This window comes from Zwartia panacis, from assembly GCF_030410395.1.
Lineage (GTDB): Bacteria > Pseudomonadota > Gammaproteobacteria > Burkholderiales > Burkholderiaceae_B > Zwartia > Zwartia panacis.
Map to the genome: position 1 here is coordinate 56078 of NZ_JAUHHF010000010.1, position 23900 is coordinate 79977.

The window sequence follows — 23900 nt, forward strand, 5'->3', positions numbered from 1 at the left end:
TAGGCGAGTGCTATAACAAAGGGGTCTTGAGCAATACTCAGGCGCGAAAGTCCAGTTCTCTCAATAGTTTTGCGGTTTCCTGATGCAGCCTGTTGATCGGACGAGATTTGGGCGTGGCGAGTACTAACAGGTTGCGCATGGCTGGAGGACCAATCTGTGCGTATTTGATGTTTGGATTGTGTTTATGCTTCAAGGCGCTTTCAGGCAAAATCGAACAGCCCACACCGTTTTCAACAAGTTTGAGCGCCGTGTATACAGCACCTACCTCGGCGATGACATTCAAACTAATATTTTGTGGAAGTAACACTGCATCCACCAGATTTCTGATTGGATTGGGCTGCCCTGGCAAAATCATCGGAAAGTGGGCCAGCTCTGCGAGGCTGACCTGATTTTTTAGCTGATATTGGTCCGGTGCAATCAAGATCAAGCGTTCGCGCATCATTTTTTCATAAGATAGCAAGGGCGTGGGTGGTGGATCGAAGAGTACGGCAAGATCGATGCGCCCGTTAATGAGACCTTCGCGAAGAGAAACGCTCAGTCCCTCCACAACAGAAATCATGGCATGTGGCATGCGTTTTCTGAATTCTTGCACTAAAGGTACACACAGGCCTTCGGCGACACGATGCGGTAAACCAACCACGACTTTTCCGGAAACTGCGGTGCTCATTTCCTTGATCTGAAATGCCGCGGTCGCTGCGGTATCGAGCATCAGTTTTGCATGCGCGAGCAAAGTCTGACCTGCGTCGGTGGTTTTGACCCCACGCCCGGTTCTCTCCAGCAGCCTTTGACCTAACTCCTCCTCCAACAAGGCGACTTTACGGCTGATGCTGGGTTGCGCAAGATTTAAAAAAATAGCTGCTTTGCTAAAGCTGCCTTTTTCCACCACAGCAATAAAGTATTCAAGCTGTTTCAGATCCATAGCGTAATCGTATAGCTGATATAGGAGCTATGTAGTTTACATGATGGGTCATTATGCCGAAACTGATGGCATGTCATAGCAGTCGTTTGAGTGCAAGATTAAAAAGGATTAGGGTATTCATGAACAGGTTTCATCAGAAAGTCGCCATTGTCACTGGTGCTGGTTGTGTCGGAGAGGGGTGGGGAAATGGTCGTGCGATGGCAGTCAGGCTCGCAGAAGAGGGCGCTCGCGTATTTGCGGTGGACCGTGACGAGGCAACTTTGGCAGAAACACTGGCGCGTGCTGGCCATGCCGCACCGTCAATTCAAACGCATATATGCGATGTGACAAATGCGGCGAGCGTCGAGGCCATGGTGAAGGCATGTATCGATACATACGGAACGGTTGATATATTAATCAACAACGTTGGAGGATCGGCTGCGGGAGGACCGACAGAAATGACGGAGGAGTCTTGGGACCGGCAGATGGCGGTCAATCTTAAGAGCGTATTTCTGACATCAAAATTCGTACTGCCGATCATGATGGCTAAAAACAGTGGCGCGATTGTCAATATGGCATCCACATCGGGTATGCGGTGGACTGGAAGCGCCCAGGTTGCTTACGCGGCATCCAAGGCTGGCGTGATTCAAATGTCAAAAGTCATGGCTGTCCAGTACGCGAGTTCTGGTATTCGGGTGAACACTGTTGTGCCGGGTCAACTACATACGCCTATGGTTGAGGTCAGGCTCGCGAAACAGCGTTCGGGGGGCGATGTAGATGTATTGCTGGCGCAGAGACTCAAACGAATCCCGCTTGGTTTCATGGGAGATGGACGTGACTCGGCAAGTGCGGCATTATTTCTTGCGAGTGACGATGCCCGATTCATTACGGGAACTGAAATTGTTGTCGATGGCGGGATGACCGCACGTTGCGATTAATGTATAGCGAGAAGACAATGACAGCAACAACCAACCAAGAGGCGCAGATACCGATTCGAACATACTTGGAGTCGCCGAGCTCACCTGGAATTAAATTGCCAAGATTTGCATGTGATAGTCATGTGCATGTGTTTGGACCTACCGGTCGATTTCCGTATTCAACCGATCGGAAGATCACCCCAGTCGAAGCACCGAAAGAAAAACTCTTTGCTTTGCATAAACAGTTGGGTATCGAAAGGTGCGTGATTGTGCAGTCTGTCATCCACGGATTCGACAATAGCGTGGTTGAGGATGCGATTCTCGCGGGAAAGGGAGCTTATCTCGGTGTAGCGCTCGTACCGGCAACAGTCACTGACAAGGAGCTGCACAGACTGGCGGATGTGGGGTTCAGAGGCGTTCGATTCAACTTTATGCGTCATTTATTGAATGATGCCTCGATCCAGCAAGTCATTGATATGACGCCTCGGTTAAAAGCGGTGGGCATGCATCTGCAGGTTCATTTCGAAAGTTCACTGATTCACGATCTCGGACCATTGCTTGCAAAAAGTCAGGTACCTGTCGTGATTGATCATATGGGACGAGTCGATGCGAGGAAAGGAAACGATCATGAAGATATTCAAGTCCTCTTTCGTTTACTTGAAAATAAATTATTCAATGTCAAGGTAAGTGGTATAGACCGTATCGACGCACAAGCATTTATCGAAAATCCATACGCATCCGGGATCGCCATTGCCCGAAGTCTTGTCGAACGCTATCCAGAGCAGTGTGTATGGGGGACGGATTGGCCGCATCCAAATCACACGCATATTCCAGATGACGGTATCTTGGTGGATGCGTTGACGCGCATGGCTCCGGATCCAAAACTTTTAGAACAAGTACTTGTGTTGAATCCGCAGAGACTTTATCGCTTTTCCAGTCAAGTTTCATAGACTAATAAACGAGTGAACGAGAGACATTTATGAAAAAAATAATTTTGAGCGCGATGGTTGCTGTATTGACTTCAGCACTAGCGGGACCCGTGATTGCACAAACATATCCTGTACGATCAATTCGATTGATTGTCCCGTACACGCCGGGTGGATCAATCGATACGACCGCTCGTATCGTGGCCGATCAGTTGCAAAAGCAGCTCGGTCAGCCGATTGTGATTGAAAATAAGCCGGGTGCTTCTGGGTTGATTGGCTCACTTGAGGTCGCTAAAGCTAAGCCTGATGGTTACACCCTTTTGTTTAATGCTTCCGCGCAAGTGTATTTGCCTCTTGTGATGGAAGGTAAGACATATGACGCTGAAAAGGACTTCACGCCGATTGCTCAGGTGGGCTATGTGCCCCTGGCAATCGTTGTTTCGGCAAATGAAAAGATCAATTCGCTGAAAGAGTTGGTCGCACAAGCGCAAGCGAATCCAAATAAATATACCTGGGCCACTTCAGGCTTTGGCACCACGAGCCACCTTTCAGAAGAGATCCTCACTCGGGAGCTTAAGCTGAATATGGAGATCATCCCTTACAAGGGTGCAAGCCCTCAACTGACCGATGTGATGGGCGGACATGTGACCGCGGCGATTTCGCCCTTGCCCGGCGCAACGCCTTTCATTGAAAGCAAGAGGATGAAAGTTCTCGCCATTACAAGCAAGGAGCGTGTGCGGACCATGCCTGATGTCCCCACGGTCTCCGAAACCGTATTGCCGGGATTTGAGATCAAATCTTGGTACGGACTCTGGGGGCCAGCAAATTTACCGCCAGAAATTGTCTCGACTTTATCCAGAGAAGTGAACAAGGCGACTCAAGATCCAACAGTGTTGGCCAAGTTTGAAAAACTTTCTTTCCAGACGCAGCCCAATACACCAGACGAGTTCAAGAAAATCATTACTGATGAAATCGCAGTCGTCGGCAAGGTTGCGCGCGAGGCGAATATTCTGATTAAACGTTAGGATTTGGATGCCATCTTTGAACCCGTTGTGCTTAATGCTACATTCAATGAAATAAATAATGACGATGTAGCAAGATACACGGAGACAATGGATGATTAAAAAAATTTCGACTTTGATTTCAGGTAGTCTGATCGGACTTGGTTTGATGTTTGGCTCGACCGCTGTCGCGAGCTATCCCGACAAGCCAATCCGGATGATTGTTACTTTTGTCCCCGGTGGTGGCGCTGATGTGTTGGCGCGCTATATGGCCAAAGAGATGGCCGATATTTTGGGTCAGCCTGTCGTCGTTGAAAACCGGACTGGCGCAGGCGGTTTGATTGGTGTCGAAGCAGGCCTTGCCGCCGCACCTGACGGCTATACAGTGACATTGATTTCTTCGAGTTATACCGTCAACCCCAGTCTCTACAAGCTCAAATTCGATCCCGTGCGGGATATCACGCCCATTGTAAAAATGAGCGCGGGACCGATGCTCGCCGTCACATCAAACAAAAGTGGGATCAAAACGGTGGCAGAGTTGATTGCCGCAGCGAAAAAAAATCCCGGTTCTATTAACTTTGCTTCCTCAGGTCAGGGGAGTGTGATTCATCTCGCGAACGAGTTATTTAATCAGCGAGCGGATATCAAGATGACTCATATTCCATACAAAGGAGGTGGAAACGCTTTGGTGGATTTGATCGCGAATCAAGTCGATCTTTATTTTGCTGCGACAGCCAGTGCATTACCGCACGTGCGTTCTGGAAAGATCAATGCCGTGGCAGTCACCACCCCCAATCGTATTCAAGCCTTGCCGAACGTGCCCACTATCGCTGAGAGCGGTTTCCCCAACTATGAAGCGACCCTTTGGTATGGTCTGATCGGTCCCAAAGGAATGCCTGTCGAGGTTGTCGACAAATTAAACGCAGTTGTGAACAAGATCCTTCAGACACCGTCTGCGCGTGAAAAGATACAGGCTGATGGCGCAGAGCCCGCCGGTGGGACGGCTGCTGAATTTAGAGAATCAATTTCGAATGAAATTCAAATTTGGGGAAAAGTTGTCAAGGATATTGGCATCACGCCTCAGTAAGCTTCCCATTTAAAACAATTCAAATTCAGCCCCAGACATAAGACTCCATCGATAACATCCCATGGCGGACTTCTGTTTCAAGCACTCGAAAAGAGTCTACATCCGTAGTTGCGCCGAACGCCACGAAGAGTGGTAAAAAGTGCTCGTCGGTCGGATGTGCTCTCACCGCATGCGGTGCTTGTGCTCGATAATGCAGGAGTTTTGTGAGATCGCGTTTTTGAACGGCTGATCGAATCCAGTCGGAAAACTCAGTGACATAAGTTTCTGGAGCCGCATTTTGAGCTCCCCGGAACTCATACAAGTTATGCGTCATGCTGCCTGAGCCGATAATGGCCAAGCCTTCTGCGCGGAGTGAAGCCAGTGCATGACCCAATGCCAACGCAGATTCAGGTGTTGTGTTTTCAGGTAGGGAAACTGGAATAACCGGAATGTCTGCTTGAGGTCGCAAGTGTAAAAGTGGAACCCAAACACCGTGATCCAGGCCTTGCTCTGCATCGAGCTCGGCTTGAATTCCTGCGGCCTCGAGCGAGCGTTGAACCCGCCAAGATAAATCCTGAGAGCCAGCTGCTGGATAGTTTAGGGTGTACAGCACTCTGGGGAACCCGCCGAAATCGTGGATCGTTTCTGGTCGAGGATGATGACCAATCTTTTGCCCCTTGGTTTGCCAGTGAGGCGAAACCACCACGATTCCGCGTACGCCATCCCAGTGATTACCAAGTTCAGCTAACTTTGCGCCGACTGCACCGGGCTCGATCGCCAGCATTGGTGAACCATGCGAAACGAAAAGCACAGGTGCGAGGGGCGTGTTCATAAAAGTCTTCTGCTGTTTGAGTGCGTGAATTTAAGCTGTCGCCTGATTGCGTTTTGCACCAAGCGCCCAAGCGCCGGCGCCGTGAGCGGCCAAGACGAGCAAGCCCCCCACAATTCCAACGTTTTTGTAGAACATCAGCTGTTGCATGAATGCTTGCTCGGCAGGAACTGCCCAGTAAGCATGAAAGGTCATGGAAGCAATGGCGGTAAATCCTGCGAGCACCAGGGCTGCCAGACGGGTAAAGAGACCTGTGATGAGGGCAAGTCCACCACCGACTTCAATCAAAATCGCAATCACAGCTGCGACGGAGGCCAGGGGAAGGCCTGCGGAGTTGATGTAGCCAACTGTGCCTTCAAAGCCACTGATTTTTGATAAGCCGGCGGGTAAAAACAGTGCCGCAAGCGCGAGACGACCCAGGAGTGTCAGACCATTTTGGAGAGGGGTGTTCATAAAAAATCCATTGAAATTGATGAAAGGAGGTATGTCTAAACAGATGACAGTCTATTGATGATTATTAAATAGATAAATATAGTAAAAAATGATTAATTGTCTTTAAAATAGAAACAATGGATAAATTTGATGCAATGCGTGCCTTTGTGGCGGTGGTGGATGCCGGCAGTTTTGTTGGTGCAGCCGAGCGTTTGCAGATTTCCAAGGCGGTGGTCTCGCGTCTGGTCGCTGAGCTCGAAGAGAATTTGGGCGTGCGATTGCTCCACCGCACGACCCGTAAACTTTCGCTGACTCCCGAAGGGGATACTTTTGTCGGTCGTTGCCGCAGCGTATTGTTCGAACTGCAAGAGGCCGAGGACGACGTGAGTCATCGGAGCGCGCAAGCCCGTGGTTTATTGCGTGTGAATGTTCCAGTGAGCTATGGACTCTCGCACCTGGCTGCGCTGTGGCCAGGTTTTATGCAAGAGCATCCTGAGGTGACTTTGGACGTCACGTTGTCAGATCGGGTCGTTGACTTGGTTGAAGAGGGCTACGATATGGCTGTCCGTATTGGAAAACTGGAGTCTTCGACACTTGTCAGTCGTCGTTTGAGTCGCACCAGGATGGTTTTGTGCGCCTCGCCAGGCTATGTGCGCGCGAATCCGGGTCCAAACATTCCGGGTGATCTGGTTCATCATCGCATCCTTGCGTACAGTTTATTGTCTTCTGGAGATCAGTGGTTTTTTACTTCTTCAACGGATGCGAAGCAGCAAGTGTCGGTGCGTATTGCCCCAGTCATGCGAACCAATAATGGAGACACATGCCGCGCTGCAGCCTTGCAGGATCAAGGTATCGTGTTACAGCCTGATTTTCTGATTGGTGAGGATATCAAGGCGGGACGATTGGTCGAGTTGATGCCTGATTGGCGAGCGGGAGAGTTGGGGATTTTCGCTGTCTATCCAAGTCGACGTTACTTGTCGGCGAAAGTGCGATTATTAGTCGAGTATCTGGCCGAACGGTTACATCCATCAATTTAAATTTTTAAATATCAAATGAAACTTATACAGTCTCCTCATACACCCGCACCAGCAGGTCACTACAGCCATGCTGTTGAATCCGGCAGCTTGATCTTTGTTTCTGGTGTCTTGCCAGGTCAACCCGCAGAAGGCGAAACCGACAGTTTTGAACGTCAGGTACGCGCCTCCTTTAGACACTGTGCGAATATTCTTAAAGCGACAAACAATACGCTCAATGACGTGGTTCAGTGCACGGCATACATTGTGGGCGTATCGAACTGGCCAGAGTTCAATGCTATTTATGCGGATATTTTTGGTGACCATAAGCCCGCACGTGCAGTCGTTCCTGTGCCGGAGCTGCATTATGGGTTTATGGTTGAAATCCAGTTGGTGGTTGAGAAAAAGACCTGATGCAGTTGCGTTTCAACAGGGAAAAACGCAACTGCTGACGGGCGCTATCTTTTCAGATCGTGCAGTGCGTTTTTCATCAAGTCTTTGACATCGCTGATCCTGCCGCTTAACAAAGCTTTTGCGCTATAGGTCGCCATTCCCACGACGTTTTGGGCGGTGACTGTTGGCGGCATGACAAGTTCATAGCGATTCGTGTGCACATCCAATAATGCAGGGCCGGGATGAGACAAAAAGTCTTGTACTGCTAGTTCCAGGTCTTCACTGCGCTTGACTTCAAATCCTTTCAATCCAACCGCCTCGGCAATTTTCGCGAAACTTGGATTTTTCAGATCTGTATAGTTATTCAGCAAGCCCTCGGTTTTCATTTCCATCTCGACAAAATTCAGGGCACCATTATTGAGCACAGCAATTTTGATGGGTAGGTTTTCCTGATGAATCGTGAGCAGATCACCCATCAGCATGGCGAGTCCGCCGTCTCCCGCCATGCAAATGACTTGACGATCAGGGTAGGCTTTTTTCAATCCCAGAGCCATGGGCATTCCGTTGGCCATGGTCGCATGGCGCAGGCTGATCATGGTGCGGCGTTTACCGTTTGTTTTGATGTGTCTGAGTGTCCACACCATCGCGGTGCCCGTGTCTGCTGAAAATAATGCATCGTCATCCGCATACTTATTTAAAAGGCTGGCAAGGTGTTGGGGATGAATCAGATCGCCGCGACCTGGCTGCTCTTCGGCCAGTAGGGTATCTTCGGTTTTTTTGCGTTGCTCGAGACACTCATTCAGGAAGCTTTCATCTGTGTGTTCTTTCACCATGGGAAGCAATGCCTCCAACGAGGCAATCACGTCACCCTCCAGGCCGAGTGTGACGGGATGACGGCGACCCAGACGAGAACCGTCGCGATCAATCTGAACGATCTTGGCATGTTTGGGATAAAACTGACCCCAGGCGAAATCAGCACCCAGCAGTAACAAGGTATCGCACTCGGTCATCATATGAAAGCCAGAGTGCACACCGAGCAAACCTGTCATACCAACGTTGTAGGGGTTGTCGTACTCGACAAAATCTTTGGCTCGAGACGTATGGGCGATTGGTGCTTTTAATTTTTTTGCCAATTGAATCAGCAAGTCGTGCGCGCCTTGACAGCCAGCGCCAGCGTAAATCCCAATCTTTTTCCCTTCGGCGAGAATCGCTGCGGTTTGTGCAAGTTCGCTGTCCGAAGGTCGACGCACTGGGTTGGGGAAATGCACGGAATAGGGCACATTGTCTTTGATCACGGTGCTGCTGATATCGACTGGCAAAATAATGACTGCGGGACCTTTTTTACTGATAGCTGCTTGGCAGGCCAGGACCGCGACGCGACGCGCTTGTTCGGCGTTGTAGACTTGCTCGCAGAAGACTGAGCAATCCGAAAAAACCTTTTGAAAATCGACTTCTTGCGGCATGTCCAGACCTAGACTCATGGTGTCTAGCTGACTGGCAATCACGATGAGTGGTGCATGATTACGGTGGGCCTCGTAGACGCCATTAATCAAGTGCAGGCTGCCGGGACCACAAGATCCGGCACAACCCGCAAGAACACCACTCATGTAGGATTCAGCGCCAGCGGCAAAGGCGCCCACCTCTTCGTGCCTGGTGTGGATCCACTCGATTTTGCTCTTGGAGATCGCATCGGTCACATGGTTAAGTGTGTCGCCTACCACACCATAGATGTGGCGGACACCTGCCGACTCCAGAACCTCAACGATGACTTGCGCAGCGTTTTTACTCATGACGGCACCCCAACCAGAACGGTAATTGTGAATAACAAATACAGTATGCCAGTTTTAAAGCAGATTCATCAGACTTGTTAAAGAAATGGATTCAATTCGCATGAAGCTAAAACGATTTTTTAATCATTGCTGCAAAAGATTCTGCGAGTTGTGAGGGCGCACGCTGCGAAGGATAAGCAAGAAAAGTTTCGAGTTTGAGTTTTGGTAAAAAGGGTCGAATGACGACTTGATCAGCGAATACTCCTGCGATGTATTCGTTCACGATGCCTATACCTCTTGATTGTGCGGCCAGCGCACAAATGGTGGCGGAGTATGTCGTTTCAAATTGGCTCGCAGGTTTGATGTCATTTTTAGTCATCAAGTTGCGTAATGAAATAGCAAGATCGTCGTCGGTATCGAGAGTGAGTAGTTGAACGCCCTCTAAATCCTTAAGTTTGATTGCTTTTTTGCCGACAAGCTTGTGCTCCGGATGCATCACACAAACCGCAGAGCTTTGATGGATGCATTCAGACTGAAACGACTGGCTATCCAAATCTACTGTGCTGAGAACCAGATCAAACAAACCATGCAGCAACCCTTCTCTGAGGTAATGACTTCCCAGTGTTTGAAGGTTGACCTGCACATCCGGATATTTAACGGAGAACAGGCTCATCGCGCGCGGCACCACGCTCAATCCAAGCGCGGGCGTGCAGGCGATACGCAAAATGCCGCTGCCTGATCTGCGCATGGCTTCAACCCTGGTTTCAATACTTTCCAAACCTAAAAAGTGTCTTTGGATCGTGTCAAACAACTCGTGTGCTTCGGTTGTCGGACGCAATCGACCATGATGCATGTCAAAAAGGCGCAGGCCCGTTGCGGCCTGGACTTGTCCTAGGAGTCGACTTACAGAAGGTTGCGTCGTATGAAGCATGCGAGCGGCGCTCGTTGTCGTGCCTGTCAGCATGACCGCTCGAAAAGCGGCAATTTGTCGAAAACTCAGAGGCCGGCTCACAATGGTTCGCGTCCAATTAGCAGTTGGGAAAAGGCAGTATCCAATGTATATCAAATCTGCATAGTCAGCAGAAAAAATAGCATTTTTATGAATTGTTCCCTGTGCATAAACTCATTGAAACTGGCGCCAGGCGAAGAGGGGTCAGAATTCATCAAAAAAACTTAAGGTTCTGATATGACGATGTGTGCGAAATGGATGAAAAATTCGGGCTTGGCCTTGATTGCTATGGTTCTGCCCTTTCTCGGTGCAACTGCTCAGGCGCAAGCGGATTATCCGAGCAAGCAACTTAGAATCGTCGTGCCTTTCACTGCGGGTGGGAGCTCTGATATCCAAGGACGACTCATCGCCGAGTATTTAGGCAAGCTGTATGGGAAACCCGTCGTCGTAGAAAACAAGGCTGGAGCTGGCGGTCATATTGGAGGCAAATATGTCGCTGACTCGGGCGCTGATGGTTATACCTTGTTGCTGGGTTCAATCGGCTTGCATGCGACCTATGGCGTCTACCCGAAACTCCCGTACAACCCAGGAATCGACCTCAAGCCTATTACGGTCGTGGCTCAAATGCCCCATGTTGTCGTGGCGCCGCCCAGTCTTGCCGCAAACTCTCTGGAAGATTTGACCAAGCTTGCGAAAGGCAAGCCTGAGAGCGTCAACTTTGGTTCCGCCGGGATTGGTTCGTCAGTGCATATGATCGGAGAACTTTACAAAATGGAATCGGGCGCACCGATTATCCATATTCCATACAAAGGTAGTTCTGCAGCCATGAATGATCTGATGGGCGGGCAGATTCAATTGTTGTTTGAAAATGTCCCCACCGTGATCGCAAACGTCCAGGCCGGCAAGCTCAAGGCCCTGGCGACGACTGGAGATGTGCGCTCGCCGCAGCTGCCCGAGGTACCTACCGCCAAAGAGGCCGGCTTACCCGGACTCGAAGTGATGTCATTCACCACCTTGGCAGCAAGCAAAGATGTGCCTGACGCACTCATTCTAAAAATCAATCAGGATTTACAAAAGATCTATGCAGATCCCAAATTCCGCCAGGGTCTGGAAAAGCTTGGAATGACTCCTGTTGGAAATACACCGGAGCAGGCGAAAGCGTATATCGATAAAGAGCGCGCTCGCTGGGACAAGGTCATCGAGACCGCGAAAATCACGACCGGCAACTAATCAGGAGCAGCATGATGCACGCATATCCCCCTTGCCGTCGTCTGGGTGACGGATCGGCCCATCATTTTTTTGGTTATTACAACAAAACTGCATGGGATCGAAGTAATCGCCGAGTGCTGGCTTTGCAGGTGCCGATGATGGATGCTCGATTGCATCCAGAGCTTGAGGCTGAAGTTGGATTTTTCGATACCCAGGCAGGTGATCGCTTTCATGTTGTTGACACCACATTAGCCTGGAATTGGCAAATGGGTAATCAGCTGCAATGGTTAGACGGGCTTTCTGAAACCCAAATCATCTATAACATCCGTCAAGCGGACTCCAATGGTGTGTATCCTGGTTTTGGCAGCCGTATCCGCGATATTGACACTGGAGTGTACCGGGATCTGCCCTTGCCCATTTATGTGGTGGCGCCAAATGGTCAATATGGTTTATGCGTTGATTACAGAAGGTTGTATATCACGCACGAAACCATTGGATATAGCGAAAAGGGCGGTCCGTTTGAGGTGCCAAAATGTCCATCCGACGACGGCATCTATCACATGGACTTATTGTCCGGTGAATATCGTTTACTCGTGAGCTACAAGGCGCTGAGTGAGTTCGAGCCTCGCCAATCCATGCAAAAAGCGATTCACTGGGTCAGTCACATCGAAATCAATCCGGCTTCTTCGCGAATCTTGTTCTTGCATCGCTGGACTGAAAGGGTCGAAGACGAAACTTGTTTTCTGCACCGATTGATCACCATCAATCCCGACGGGACAGATATGCGATTGCTGGAGTGTTCGGATCATCCTTTGCCCCAGCTGGCTGAAAACTTCGATCCCAATGCAGTGGGCACCTTCGATTATGAAAAGTCCGAGTATCAGATTTCACATCCATTGTGGTGCGATGATGCGCGGATCGTTGTATGGGGGCCTCACGGCGGGTCTATTCACTACCATCTCTATCACGACAGCAAAGAGGGTGCTGTGAGTGTGATTGGTAAAAATATTCTGAGCGAAAATGGACATATGAGCTTTTCGCCTACAAATAAGCGCTGGTTATTGAGCGACACTTATCCGGATGACTCGACCCACGAGCGGATTTTGTTTCTGTTTGACGTCATTGAAAACAAAAAAATCGACATAGGTAGTTTTTATGCCGATCCGGGGTTGAAAAAGGAAAATCGTTGCGATCTCCACCCAAGATGGAACCGGGACGGTACAAAAGTCTGTATCGATTCGGTTCATGAGCATCAGCGGCAGATGTATGAAATTGACGTGTCTTCCATTGTTGCGCGCTAAGTACTTTAAATAAACGACGGGTTTGCTAAGAAGGTGTGCTGTGTAACAGACACACCTTCGCTCATTTTGATTTACGCAAAAATACTCGCGTGGTATAAAAAGTCTCAACGAAAAATGATAATGAGACTTCAACCACATGAGCATTCGCGGCAAAGCCTACATCGGTGGCATTTACGAGCACCCTGCACGAAAAATAGAAAATAAATCACTCGCCCAGCTGCACGCGGAATGTGCAAAAGGGGCTCTCGAGGATGCTGGACTGACAATCCATGATGTTGATGGTTATTTTTGTTCGACCGATGCCCCAGGCGGGCTAGGCGGCATCAATATGATCGACTATATGGGGCTGACTGTACGGCACTCGGACTCAACGAATACGGGTGGTTCGTCCTATCTTTACCTTGTCGCGCATGCGGCAGAAGCGATCGCGGCAGGTAAATGCAGCGTTGCGCTGATCACCTGCGCTGGATTTGGACGACCCGGTACGATCGTGCGAGAGCTTGATGCAAGTATTCCAGACACACCATTTGAGATCCCCTACGGACCGGTCACGGTTAACTTGTATGCGCTTGCCGCCATGCGGCATATGTACGAGTTCGGCACGACGAGCGAACAGCTTGCCTGGGTCAAGGTGGCAGCCTCGCATCATGCCCAGCACAATCCAAATGCGTATCTTAAAAAAGTGGTGACAGTCGAGGACGTTTTAAAGTCACCCATGATCTCGGATCCGTTGCATCGTTTGGATTGCTGTGTGGTGACCGATGGTGGTGGAGCGGTCATTGTTGTCAGTCCCGAAGTCGCCAAGCGGCTCAAGCGTCCGATGGTCAAGCTCATTGGCGCAGGTGAGTCACCGAAGGGGCAGATGGGCGGCAAGGTCGATATCACCTACACAGGTGCCGTGCGTTCGGGGCCTATCGCTTTTGAAGAAGCAGGTGTGACGCCCCAGGACATCAAGTATGCCTCCATTTACGATAGCTTTACGATCACTGTCATCATGACACTCGAAGATCTGGGCTTTTGTAAAAAAGGCGAAGGTGGCAAATTCGTCATGGACGGCAATCTGATCTCTGGAGTCGGAAAGCTGCCCTTCAACACCGACGGTGGCGGGTTGTGTAACAACCATCCTGTCAATCGAGGTGGCATCACAAAGATTATCGAGGCTGTCCGCCAACTTCGTGGCGAAGCGCATCCACTCGTACAGGTCAAGAACTGTGACCTCGCCCTCGCACACGGAACCGGCGGATCGCTTAGCACGCGTCACGGCAGTGCCACACTCATCATGGAAAGAGAATAATTCGATGGCCACCCCCTATCAAGATAGAAAAATTTCTGATCCTAAATTCAACTACGGCGATGAGCCTTTTTTTGAAGCGGCCACGCAGGGCAAGTTGATGGTGAAGTTTTGCAATGATTGCGGTCAGTATCACCACTATCCACGCGCACTCTGTCCTTTTTGCTTCAGTGACAAAACAGAGTGGAGAGAGTCAAAGGGCTCGGGAACCATCTATAGCTATAGCGTCACGCGCGTCTCAGGACCCGTTCCTTATGTGATCGCCTATGTCACCCTGGATGAAGGCCCTACGATGCTGACTAATATCGTGGATTGCGATCTGGATACGATTCGCTGTGGTCAGAAAGTGCAGGTGACCTTTAAGCAAAGCGAAAATGGTACCGGTATTCCAATGTTCAAGTTAGCCTAGGCGCAAGGAACTGTCATGAGTGATGCATTGTTTACATACTGGGTGGGAATGGATATTCCCGCCGACACGAGTGCTGCGGATGTCGCTGACTTCAATCGCTTTTACAGCAACGTGCATCGGCCCGAGGTCCTGGCAAGCAATCCAGGTTTTTTGCGTGGCCGTCGTTACGAACTCGCACAAGACGATCCTCGTGGGCCTCGCGGCCCTCGTTTTCTGGCGGCGTATGACATTGAGAGCGAAGAGGCAGCATTACTCTATATCTCTCGAAATGACGGGCCAGCTAGTGGACGTCCGGTATATAGCGAAGGACCAAGTGCCTGGCAAAAGCGCCAGACAAAATGGCGACTCATGTGGCGCCATATTTTGAATAATCCGCCGACTGTTCAAGTTTCCGCATCGCCTTACATGTATCTTGTCGGGATGAGTGAGGCCGCAGGATCTGATGCGTCGGAAATTGCCCAATTTAACGATTTTTACAACAAGATCCACGTTCCTGAAGTGTTGGCAGGATATGGTTTTGTCAGCGGCGCACGCTACGCACGTATGCGTGAATTCATGCACCCTGCTCCTGGTTCGCCTAACTATGTCGCGATGTACGGTATTGCTGATGAGCAGCGTGCACAGGCCTTCATGCAATCAAGATTGACGGCAGACCCCACAGGAAACTCTTTCTCATCGGGTCCGCCATCATGGGAAAAGCGAGATACAAAGTGGCGCTTGACCTACAGGCAGGTTGATTAAACATAAACATTAAAAACGAACGGGGACAAAAATGATTTATTCACGCAGTGTTGGACGCGCCAAGATTTATAACGTTCTTGAGTACAGTGGACCCACACACGCGGCAGATTTTGTTTTTCCTGAATTGGATGTAAAAGATATCAAGCCACATTTGTCGTGGCTCGCACCGCATCACTACAACGTTCGGCTCGAGCGTTTTATCGTCGCGATGCAGCTTTGGGTGATGCATATCGATGACAAAGTGATTGTGATTGATCTCGGTGTGGGCAATCATAAAAAGCGCGCATCCGAGCGCATGAATATGCTCAATACATTGACACCCTTGTGGTTGGCTGCAGCGGGAGCAGACCCCAAGTCAGTCACCCATGTCATCGTCACACATTTTCACCCTGATCATGTGGGATGGGGGACGCGGATGGATGACGGTCGATGGGTTCCCATGTTTCCCAATGCGCGACATTTGATGCCTAAAGTGGATTTCGAGAATGCCCATGCCGCCTATCTCAAAGGTGACAAGGGCGTGATTAGCGGATCCTTCGTGGACAGTGTGCTGCCCTTGTACGAAGCGGGTCTGATCGATCTGATCGGTGACGGGGATGTGGTGGCAGGTTGTCTCGAAGCTGAAGCCATGCCCGGACATACGCCAGGCTCACTCCACTTTCGTCTCCGCTCAGAGGGCAAAGAAGCGATCTTTGCGGGCGATATCATGCATAGCCCGTTACAAATTGCCATGCCGCACATCAATACATGGATCGATGCCCATGCCGAGCAGGCGCGTACGACACGCGCTTTGTTTCTCAAGCGTGCAGCTGAGCGAAACGCCTTGATCATGCCTGTTCATTTCGGCTGGCCGCATTGCGGCTATGTGCGGGGCGACAGCGTCAAGGGCTATCGTTTCGAGCCCGTTGAGCCAGACGCCCGGGGTGAATAGCACATAGACCTCAACGTGTTGCCCTGTACCTTACAAGAGGAGACAAAAGAATGAAAAATATTTTGCGGTGCTTGGCTTTAGTTTTTGTACTCGCTGCACAAGGGGCGATGGCACAGCCGTACCCCAATAAACCTGTGAAGATCATCATCACCTATCCAGTCGGGGGGCCTGCAGACCAAATTGCCAGAGAGCTCGCGATGGGGTTGACGCAAAATCTTGGGCAGTCATTCGTTGTGGAGGCCAAACCGGGTGCGAGCGGTTCGATCGGAACAGCCTTTGTCGCCAAAGCGCCTGCTGATGGATATACGTTGCTTGTCGGAGCGGGTGCGCCACAGACTGCCTTCCCCGTATTTAGTGCGAAATCACCTTACGATGGTGTCACTGAATTCAGTCCTATTCTGATGATTGTTGATGTGCCTAATGTGATGGTTGTGGCGCCGCACATCAAGGCGCAGAACGTCAAGGAATTTATCGAGCTGGCCAAAACAAAGCCAATGACCTATGCCTCTACAGGAACGGGAAGTTCGACGCATCTTGCTGGCGAAATCTTTCAACTGGAAACGAAAGTCAAACTCACACACGTCCCTTACAAGGGAGCCACTCCCGTGATGACCGATATGCTCGGTGGACACGTTGATGTTTCATTTTTGAATTTGTCAGCAATGCTTCCGCATATCCAGTCAGGACGTTTGCGGGCGATTGGTTTGACGGCCGCGAATCGTTCAAAAGCTTTACCTGATGTCCCGACATTGACAGAGCTTGGCATCAAAGATATCACCGGGTCTTGGTATGGTTTGCTGGCGCCAGCAGGGACTCCGGAAGCTATTGTGCAAACTCTTTATCAAGCTGCGAATAAATATTTTTCGCAGCCTGAAGTTCGTGCGAGGATTGAGGCGGGTGGTTCAGATCTGAAGCTGTTGAATCCTCAACAATTCCGCGAGGCCATTATCCAGGAAAAGGCGGAACTCACTGAGCTGAATAAGATTTTGAAATTACGAATCGAATAAATCTCTTTGATGAATCGATAATTCAAACTTCTGACAAAGATCGACATGGACAAGGTAGTTGCATCAGTACAGCAGGCAATCGAAGATATTGGAAACGGCGCGAGCGTCGCAATTTCAGGTTTTGGCTTGGCTCACCGTTTTCCAAACTCGCTGATTTTTGCGTTGCGAGACAAGGGTGTTCGTGATTTGACTGTCGTGTGCAATTCTCTTGGAGCGCCTGGCGAAAAGGGACAGCTGCTGGTTGAAAATGATCAAGTGAAAAAAATCATCACATCGTTTTCGATTCGTGCAGGCATGGAAACCGAGGCGGAAAGACGCATCGCCGAAGGGACGCTTGAGGTTGAACTTGTCCCGCAAGGAACACTTGTCGAGCGATGTCGCGCAGGTGGGTCTGGGATCCCGGCTTTTTATACGCCAACAGGCATTGGTACGGACCTCGAAGAGGGTAAGGATATTCGTTACTTTAATGGTCAACCTTACTTGTTGGAGCATGCGATACAAGTCGATTTCGCGTTTTTGAGCGCTTATCGTGCGGATCGTGCGGGTAACGTTCAGTTTCGTGGAGGCAGTGCGAACTTCAATTCCAGCTTTGCCAAAGCTGCGCGCGTGGCGATCGTGGAAGTCGAAGAAATCCTCGAGATTGGAGAGTTAGCCCCAGAACATATTCATCTGCCCGGGATATTTATTGATCGGGTGGTCAAGATCACAGATCCCATCGACATAAACTCACTGTCGCGATCCGGTAAGCGTTCAGCCGACAGTGCGCGTCTCTATAACGGTAAGCCCGCTTTGACGCGTAGCGGGATTGCCAAAAATGCTGCGAATATCGTACGAAACAATTCCTATGTGAATCTCGGTGTGGGAATTCCTACACTTGTATCGAATTTCTTGGAAGGTCGCGGCGTATGGTTGCATGCTGAAAATGGCGTATTGGGTTATGGAGGGATCGTGACGGGGGATGCCGTCGACCCTGATGTATTCAATGCCGGCGGACAGTTTGTTGAAGCGATTCCAGGCACTTCTTTTTTTGAAAGTGTGACTTCGTTTGAGATGGCCCGCGGTGGGCATATCGATACAGTGATACTGGGCGCCTACGAAGTGGATGCCGAAGCCAGTGTTTCAAACTGGAGCGTCACGGACGCTAAGCGCGGCGGCATTGGTGGCGCAATGGATCTCATCTCTGGTGATGTTGAACTCATCATCGTCATGGAGCACGCAGACAGCAAAGGTCGGACAAAACTCCCGCGGCGTTGCAAATATCCACTCACGGGTAAAAGCTGTGTGGATTGGCTTGTGACAGATTTAGCTGTTTTGCACTGGGTCGATGGACGTTTTGTCCTGGAAGCGATCGCACCTGGCTTTACACCTGATGAAGTCAAGTCATTCGGTGAAATCGACTTTGATGTCGCGACCGATTTGAAGGTGATGATTTAACTGATCAAACAGAATCGCTCACATTAGGGTGTAAGAGGCATGATGTGAACCCAGTCGCTGTCTAACTGGAGTTGCATGTTTCCGCTTGGGCTGATATGTGAGCGATGTGGCCCTGTCAAAGTCATCCGAATTTGAACGCTTGGAGAGGTCTTCGTGCTGAGGGTCACGATAGATGAGTCGCCTAAATGTTTAATGTCAGAGACGAGGACAGGAAAGGTGTACATGAGCTCGGTTGAGTCGCGCTTGTCTGTGCCAACGTGATGCAGGATTAAGCCATCGGTCTGAATTACCCAAGTGACAGCTTGACCTGTATTGAGTCGACCTTTATCGCGGACTTTCAACACAGGACCTTCATTGGCATCAGGTACTGAAAGCCATTGGAGCAGCCCTGTCCCAGGTTGTGATGCCGATGGATCCGGCCCTAACCAACGACCATAGAAACGGTTTCGAATACCAACGAGGTCAGCGACGCGAGCGTTTCTGGGTGATCGGTAGACATCCAGGGGCGTGCCTTGTTGGATAATTTTTCCGGAATCCATGACGGCAATCTGATCCGCGAGTAGACGCGCCTCATTGAGATCGTGCGTGACCAGAACAATTGGAATGTTGAGTTCCGATCTCAGGTCTGCAAGCAGTTCATACAAACTTTGGCGGCTGAGCTGATCGACTGCTGAAAAAGGCTCATCAAGCAAAAGAACCTTGGGTTCTCGTGCGAGCGCGCGAGCAAGGGCGACACGCTGCTGTTGGCCACCTGAAAGCTGAGCGGGCTTTCGTTGCAGCAGATCTTCAGTGATATGAACCTGTTTCAACCACACCTTGGCTTGTTCGAGTCTCTGCTGTTTTGGCAGATGCAGCAGTGATAATGCAACATCCTCGAGCGCACTTAGGTGAGGCATCAGCGCATAATTTTGAAAAACCAAGCCGACATGTCTTTGGAGAGTTTTTAAATCGATATGTTGATGGCTATCAAACCATGTTTCGTCGGCGATTCGAATCAGCCCATTCGTGACAGGTAATAACCCAGCAATGGCTCTCAATAGTGATGTCTTTCCCGCACCGGAGGGGCCGACAAGCGCAACCATTTTGCCGGCCTCACAACGGAGTTCCCCCTGGATTGGGATCGGTCTGGTTTGATCAATCTGGACCAGTAAGTCCTTTGATGAAAGGGAGTGATTCATCGACGTCTCGTCAGTTTCGCTGCCGCGAAGTAAGACGCCGCCACGGCGAACATCGAAAGCATGAGTAACAACAATGCCATGCGATCTGCCGCTTGGAGGTCAAACGCTTGTACGCGATCATAAATTGAAATGGCGATCGTTTGAGTCTCACCAGGGATGTTGCCTCCCATCATCAATACCACGCCAAATTCACCGAGTGTATGCACAAAGGTTAAAACCATCGCAGACATCAGACCAGGCCACGCCAATGGCAGCTCAATTCTGACAAAGGTTTGCCAATTACTCAGTCCGCTGACCATTGCAGCTTCCGCAAGATTGTTGGGGATCGCCTCAAAGGCGCGTTGAATCGGCTGCACCATGAATGGGATATTGAAAATAATGGAAGCGATGACAAGTCCGGTAAAGCTGAAGGTTAATTGAATGCCGAATAGGTTTTGAACCAATATGCCGAGTGGCGAGGCTGCGCCAAGAGAAACCAGAAGATAGTATCCAAGTACAGTAGGGGGCAATACTAGAGGCAGTACGATCACTGCCTCGACGAATGCCTTGCCTGAAAATTGGGTTGTTGCCAGCCAACGACCGACCAACAGACCGAAAGGTAAAAGCACAGCAAGCGTCACTGACGCCAGCTTGAATGAAAGGACGAGTGCTTGCCAATCCATCGAGTTATTCCTTGGGCATGATGAAACCATATTTCATCATGATGGATTGTGCGTCTGGCGTCGAGAGATACTCATAGAAAGTCTTGGCGGCATCCGGGGCACCACGCAATATCACCATACGTTGAGCGAGAGGTGCATGCCAACTGTCTGGAATTAAAACAAAGTTTCCTCGCAGTGCAACTTGTGGAGCGATTGCCAGAGAATAGGCAATGATGCCGCCTTGTGTTGAGCCAGAGATGGCAAACTGGGCTGCTTGTGAAACATTTTCACCGAACACAAGAAATGGTTCGAGTCGGTCCCAGAGCCCCGCCCGCTCAAGGGCTTCCTTTGCTCGCATCCCGTAGGGCGCATGTGCTGGATTGGCAAGAGCAAAACGCTTGATTTGTCCATTTTCAACTGCTTTTCTTAGCCCTGATAGTTCAGGATCCAGCTCGATGATTGAACCTTTCGGAGTCATTAGCCCGATTCTGCCAAAAGCATATAGTTTCCCGCGATCAGTCGTATGAGCAGAATCAGCAAGTTTGAAAATCAGGTTCTCGTCAGCAGACATGAAAATATGAAACGGCGCTCCCTGAAGGATTTGAGAGTAGAAATTGCCGGAAGATCCAAAAATAAGCCTCAGTTTGAAACCAGTATTTTTTTCAAATTGTGTAGCAACTTCCTCCAACGCAAATTTCAAATCAGAGGCGGCGGCGACAGTGATCATCGTCTGTGCAGAAGAAAAATTTCCAAATAGCGCCATGCACAGCGAAGCGAGAGCCATTTTAAAAAAGTTGCAGATCGAATTTGGGCTCATCATGTGAGTCTGATGTGTGATGATTTGCTTTGTTTGAATGTTGATGGAGCGATTGCTTATCCTATCATGCGGTGATATGAAGACATCAGATTCCCTTTAAGACGCATCAATTCAGTGGAAAGGCGTCGAGTGACATCTTTTTGTGAGTCTTTTGTATGCACACTCATGTTGAGGACGTGCACGGGCTGTGACTCGAGCTCGATAGGCGTGGCGAGAGCGACGACCTGGGGTTGCCAGCTCGCAGCGCACCAGCCATGATCGTTGACTTCCTTGATAGACGCATTGATATGTTGGCGAAGTATCGACCAATCTCGCGGGTGCCGCACCTTTAAATGCGCGAACTGTAGACGTTTTTCTGAGGGCGTCAGTGTGCTCAGATAAGCTCGCCCCAGGGAGGTGAGCGCCATCGGAACTCTCTGGCCGGAGACAACTTGCCTCAGGGATGAGTTGCCCGCGAAACGCAATGTTTCCAGATAAACCATTTCATCCCGATCTGCGAGCGCGAGTCCGATATTGACGCGCAAGCGCCTTGCTTCAACGAGCATGGGCGAGCGTGCGGACTGCAGCAGTGCAGAGCCACTGCGCAAAGCGTGGGAGAGACTTAAGACCCCAACTCCAAGGCTATATCCTTGTTTCCTGGGTGAGTAAAAAAGAAAGCCAGCTTGAAGCAACGTGCCCGTGAGTCGGCTCACGGTCGATTTTGGCAGGCCGGTGCGTTCAGCGATTTCGGCATTACCAAGTACGTCACTGCCCGGACGGAATGCACGCAATATTTCCAGGCCACGAAGAAGGGAGCGATTCGGATCGGTGCGGCTTGGTGTATTGGGCATATTGTTGATGTTCAATTCTACTAGGTGGAATTGTGCCATGGGCAAAGAGAATGCGATAGGACTAGACTTTCAACTTGCCAACGCATGACTTTGAACTCGATGGAGAGAACTCAGATGTCCACATTCAAAAAACGTATGAAGATGCTGGTCTCAATGGCCATACTTGCTCCTCTCGGAAGTATGGTTTTACCTGTCTCTGCGCAAAGTAACGCAGCAGATCGGCCGATCCGGATCGTTGTCCCGTTTTCGCCAGGTGGGGGGACGGATACGATTGCCCGTACTTTGGGTGTCGCAATGTCCCAGGATCTTGGACAGACAGTGATTGTCGAAAATAAACCCGGTGCAGGTACAGTCATCGGTTCGGACACGGTGGCGAAAAGTCCGCCAGATGGCAACACCATCCTCATCGCGACATTTGCGCATGCTGTGAATCCTAGTTTACGTATCAAAATGCCTTTTGATACAGACAAGGCATTTGATCCCGTCATCCTGATCGGGCGTTCACCGAATATTTTGGTGGTACCCGCAAGCAGTCCTTACAAGAGTGTTCAGGAGCTTGTCGCAGCGGCCAAGGCGCATCCGGGCAAACTGACATTTGCATCCCAGGGTGTCGGGACCTCCGCGCATCTGGCAGGTGAGCTTTTCAACACGTTGGCTGACGTCAATATGACGCACGTTCCATACAAAGGAGCAGGGCCCGCCTTGAATGATCTACTGGGCGGTCAGGTCAATATGATGTTTGCGACAGCCACTGCGGTTGCGCCCTTGATCGAAAGCGGCAAGGTACGTGCTTTGGGTGTCACAACACCTGAGCGCTCGCCTGTTCGCCCAGAAGTGCCTTCCATCGCTGAAGCCGGTGTGCCTGGTTACGCAGCTGAAAGCTGGTATGGATTCTTTGTACCGGCAGGTACACCTCCCGATATTGTGCAGAAACTCAATGCCGCGACAGCCAAAGCGGCCAAGTCAGAAGTTTTCCGTAAACGCGTGGAAGGGGAGGGGCTCGTCATCTCGGCAGGAACCCCAAAAGAGCTGGCTGAATACGTCAGTGCCGAGCAAAAACGCTGGGCGGCAGTCGTCAAGGCCGCGAAAATCGAACCAAATTAAATGATAGCGAGCGAGAAATGAGTGAACTAATTGAATTGAGCGTAACGGATGGTATTGCGACGGTCTATCTGAATCGTCCCGAAAAACGCAACGCGATGAGTGACGCGATGCGCAGTGAGTTCATCGAGGTATTGGAGGGAATCGCTTCGGACCGAACCGTCCGCGCCATGGTCTTAACAGGCCGAGGCAAAGGATTTTGCGCGGGTGGTGATGTGGCCGGTATGGAAAAGCGGATGAAAGCACCACAGGGCGAAGTGGGATTTAACGGTTGGGCGAGACAGCAACGCGTCCATCATACGCAGTCCTTGCTCTATACGATGCCTAAACCGACTATTGCTGCAGTCAATGGTTCAGCCTCTGGTCTGGGTGCGGATACGGCACTGGCCTGTGATTTTGTGATGGTGAGTCCAAACGCAAACTTTACGTGGTCCTATATCAATCGCGGACTCATCCCGGACGGAGGGGGGATGTACTTCTTGCCGCGCAGAGTGGGCTTGCCCAAAGCCAAGGATTTGATCTTTAGCGGCAGAAAAGTGGATGCGCAAGAAGCGCTCGCGCTAGGAATTGCCGACCGAATGAGTACGGATGAAGCGCTGGTGTCAGAAGCACAGGCCTGGGCCAAGTCGCTGAGTCAAGGTTCTGCGACTGCGCTTGCTTTAGGTAAGACCATTTTGAACCAGACCTTTGAATTGAGTGCGACACAAGTATTCGCACAAGGTAGTCAGGCGCAAGGTATTTGTTATACGAGCAGTGAGCATCGCGAGGCTGTCATGGCTTTTCTTGAACGTACAGCGGCAGCCAAAAAATGACGAGT

Annotated in this window: 25 protein-coding genes; 16 read left to right on the forward strand and 9 right to left on the reverse strand. The window is 50.3% G+C overall.

The genetic code is table 11. The features are described 5' to 3' along the window. Positions 1 to 37: 37 nt before the first annotated feature. The gene (locus tag QWY30_RS12645; RefSeq protein ID WP_290241588.1) at positions 38 to 919 is read right to left on the reverse strand and encodes a LysR family transcriptional regulator; all 882 of its coding nucleotides are present in this window, start codon (positions 917 to 919) and stop codon (positions 38 to 40) included. Positions 920 to 1038: 119 nt separating this feature from the next. On the opposite strand from QWY30_RS12645, the gene QWY30_RS12650 reads away from it, so the two are divergent. The 4 genes from QWY30_RS12650 (at position 1039) to QWY30_RS12665 (ending at position 4829) form a co-directional block, all read left to right on the forward strand. Continuing rightward, on the forward strand, positions 1039 to 1836 hold the full coding sequence (locus QWY30_RS12650) for an SDR family NAD(P)-dependent oxidoreductase (protein WP_290241589.1): 798 nt from the start codon (positions 1039 to 1041) through the stop codon (positions 1834 to 1836). Positions 1837 to 1853: 17 nt separating this feature from the next. Continuing rightward, entirely contained in the window at positions 1854 to 2765 is a 912-nt protein-coding gene (locus tag QWY30_RS12655) for an amidohydrolase family protein (RefSeq protein WP_290241590.1), read from the forward strand. Positions 2766 to 2794: 29 nt separating this feature from the next. After that, a complete protein-coding gene (locus tag QWY30_RS12660; RefSeq protein WP_290241591.1) occupies positions 2795 to 3766 on the forward strand; it encodes a Bug family tripartite tricarboxylate transporter substrate binding protein in 972 nt (323 codons plus the stop codon). A 91-nt stretch (positions 3767 to 3857) separates the two neighbouring features. Continuing rightward, the gene (locus QWY30_RS12665) at positions 3858 to 4829 is read left to right on the forward strand and encodes a tripartite tricarboxylate transporter substrate binding protein (RefSeq protein WP_290241592.1); all 972 of its coding nucleotides are present in this window, start codon (positions 3858 to 3860) and stop codon (positions 4827 to 4829) included. A gap of 25 nt (positions 4830 to 4854) precedes the next feature. On the opposite strand, the gene QWY30_RS12670 is transcribed toward QWY30_RS12665, so the two are convergent. Both QWY30_RS12670 and QWY30_RS12675 read right to left on the reverse strand, forming a co-directional pair. After that, positions 4855 to 5640 (reverse strand): DODA-type extradiol aromatic ring-opening family dioxygenase, encoded by a 786-nt coding sequence (locus QWY30_RS12670; protein WP_290241593.1) that lies wholly within the window; start codon positions 5638 to 5640, stop codon positions 4855 to 4857. 30 nt (positions 5641 to 5670) lie between these two features. Continuing rightward, positions 5671 to 6090 (reverse strand): DoxX family protein, encoded by a 420-nt coding sequence (locus QWY30_RS12675; protein ID WP_290241594.1) that lies wholly within the window; start codon positions 6088 to 6090, stop codon positions 5671 to 5673. A 116-nt stretch (positions 6091 to 6206) separates the two neighbouring features. On the opposite strand from QWY30_RS12675, the gene QWY30_RS12680 reads away from it, so the two are divergent. Further along, on the forward strand, positions 6207 to 7106 hold the full coding sequence (locus QWY30_RS12680) for a LysR family transcriptional regulator (RefSeq protein WP_290241595.1): 900 nt from the start codon (positions 6207 to 6209) through the stop codon (positions 7104 to 7106). Positions 7107 to 7121: 15 nt separating this feature from the next. Continuing rightward, entirely contained in the window at positions 7122 to 7496 is a 375-nt protein-coding gene (locus tag QWY30_RS12685) for a RidA family protein (protein WP_290241596.1), read from the forward strand. Positions 7497 to 7540: 44 nt separating this feature from the next. On the opposite strand, the gene QWY30_RS12690 is transcribed toward QWY30_RS12685, so the two are convergent. Together QWY30_RS12690 and QWY30_RS12695 are read right to left on the reverse strand one after the other, a co-directional pair. Beyond that, entirely contained in the window at positions 7541 to 9265 is a 1725-nt protein-coding gene (locus tag QWY30_RS12690; protein ID WP_290241597.1) for a thiamine pyrophosphate-dependent enzyme, read from the reverse strand. Positions 9266 to 9371: 106 nt separating this feature from the next. Continuing rightward, complete coding sequence (locus QWY30_RS12695; RefSeq protein ID WP_290241598.1) at positions 9372 to 10256, reverse strand: LysR substrate-binding domain-containing protein; 885 nt, start codon at positions 10254 to 10256, stop codon at positions 9372 to 9374. Between the two features lie 195 nt (positions 10257 to 10451). Between QWY30_RS12695 and QWY30_RS12700 the strand changes: the two genes are divergently transcribed. The 8 genes from QWY30_RS12700 (at position 10452) to QWY30_RS12735 (ending at position 18516) form a co-directional block, all read left to right on the forward strand. Further along, positions 10452 to 11423, forward strand: coding sequence for a Bug family tripartite tricarboxylate transporter substrate binding protein (locus QWY30_RS12700; protein ID WP_290241599.1), 972 nt, complete (start codon positions 10452 to 10454; stop codon positions 11421 to 11423). A gap of 11 nt (positions 11424 to 11434) precedes the next feature. Next, entirely contained in the window at positions 11435 to 12703 is a 1269-nt protein-coding gene (locus tag QWY30_RS12705) for a hypothetical protein (RefSeq protein WP_290241600.1), read from the forward strand. Positions 12704 to 12839: 136 nt separating this feature from the next. Continuing rightward, positions 12840 to 13997 (forward strand): thiolase family protein, encoded by a 1158-nt coding sequence (locus tag QWY30_RS12710; RefSeq protein ID WP_290241601.1) that lies wholly within the window; start codon positions 12840 to 12842, stop codon positions 13995 to 13997. 4 nt (positions 13998 to 14001) lie between these two features. Beyond that, positions 14002 to 14403, forward strand: coding sequence for a Zn-ribbon domain-containing OB-fold protein (locus QWY30_RS12715; RefSeq protein WP_290241602.1), 402 nt, complete (start codon positions 14002 to 14004; stop codon positions 14401 to 14403). 15 nt (positions 14404 to 14418) lie between these two features. Next, on the forward strand, positions 14419 to 15144 hold the full coding sequence (locus QWY30_RS12720; protein WP_290241603.1) for a DUF4286 family protein: 726 nt from the start codon (positions 14419 to 14421) through the stop codon (positions 15142 to 15144). Positions 15145 to 15175: 31 nt separating this feature from the next. Next, entirely contained in the window at positions 15176 to 16075 is a 900-nt protein-coding gene (locus QWY30_RS12725) for an MBL fold metallo-hydrolase (RefSeq protein ID WP_290241604.1), read from the forward strand. 50 nt (positions 16076 to 16125) lie between these two features. After that, positions 16126 to 17082, forward strand: a complete 957-nt coding sequence (locus QWY30_RS12730; protein ID WP_290241605.1) for a Bug family tripartite tricarboxylate transporter substrate binding protein — start codon at positions 16126 to 16128, stop codon at positions 17080 to 17082. Between the two features lie 45 nt (positions 17083 to 17127). Then, positions 17128 to 18516, forward strand: coding sequence for a 3-oxoacid CoA-transferase (locus QWY30_RS12735; RefSeq protein ID WP_290241606.1), 1389 nt, complete (start codon positions 17128 to 17130; stop codon positions 18514 to 18516). Between the two features lie 23 nt (positions 18517 to 18539). Here QWY30_RS12735 and QWY30_RS12740 read toward each other — a convergent pair whose 3' ends face one another. From QWY30_RS12740 to QWY30_RS12755, 4 genes are all read right to left on the reverse strand, one after another. Further along, positions 18540 to 19694: an ABC transporter ATP-binding protein gene (locus QWY30_RS12740; RefSeq protein ID WP_290241607.1), complete on the reverse strand. Its 1155-nt coding sequence runs from the start codon at positions 19692 to 19694 to the stop codon at positions 18540 to 18542. Then, positions 19691 to 20356, reverse strand: coding sequence for a molybdate ABC transporter permease subunit (gene modB / locus QWY30_RS12745; protein ID WP_290241608.1), 666 nt, complete (start codon positions 20354 to 20356; stop codon positions 19691 to 19693). The genes QWY30_RS12740 and modB overlap by 4 nt, the downstream gene beginning before the upstream one ends. Before the next feature lie 4 nt (positions 20357 to 20360). After that, complete coding sequence (gene modA / locus QWY30_RS12750; RefSeq protein WP_290241609.1) at positions 20361 to 21119, reverse strand: molybdate ABC transporter substrate-binding protein; 759 nt, start codon at positions 21117 to 21119, stop codon at positions 20361 to 20363. An 89-nt stretch (positions 21120 to 21208) separates the two neighbouring features. Next, entirely contained in the window at positions 21209 to 21982 is a 774-nt protein-coding gene (locus QWY30_RS12755; RefSeq protein ID WP_290241610.1) for an IclR family transcriptional regulator, read from the reverse strand. Between the two features lie 114 nt (positions 21983 to 22096). Between QWY30_RS12755 and QWY30_RS12760 the strand changes: the two genes are divergently transcribed. After that, positions 22097 to 23086: a tripartite tricarboxylate transporter substrate binding protein gene (locus QWY30_RS12760; RefSeq protein ID WP_290241611.1), complete on the forward strand. Its 990-nt coding sequence runs from the start codon at positions 22097 to 22099 to the stop codon at positions 23084 to 23086. A gap of 17 nt (positions 23087 to 23103) precedes the next feature. After that, positions 23104 to 23895 (forward strand): enoyl-CoA hydratase/isomerase family protein, encoded by a 792-nt coding sequence (locus QWY30_RS12765; protein WP_290241612.1) that lies wholly within the window; start codon positions 23104 to 23106, stop codon positions 23893 to 23895. Positions 23896 to 23900 lie beyond the last annotated feature (5 nt).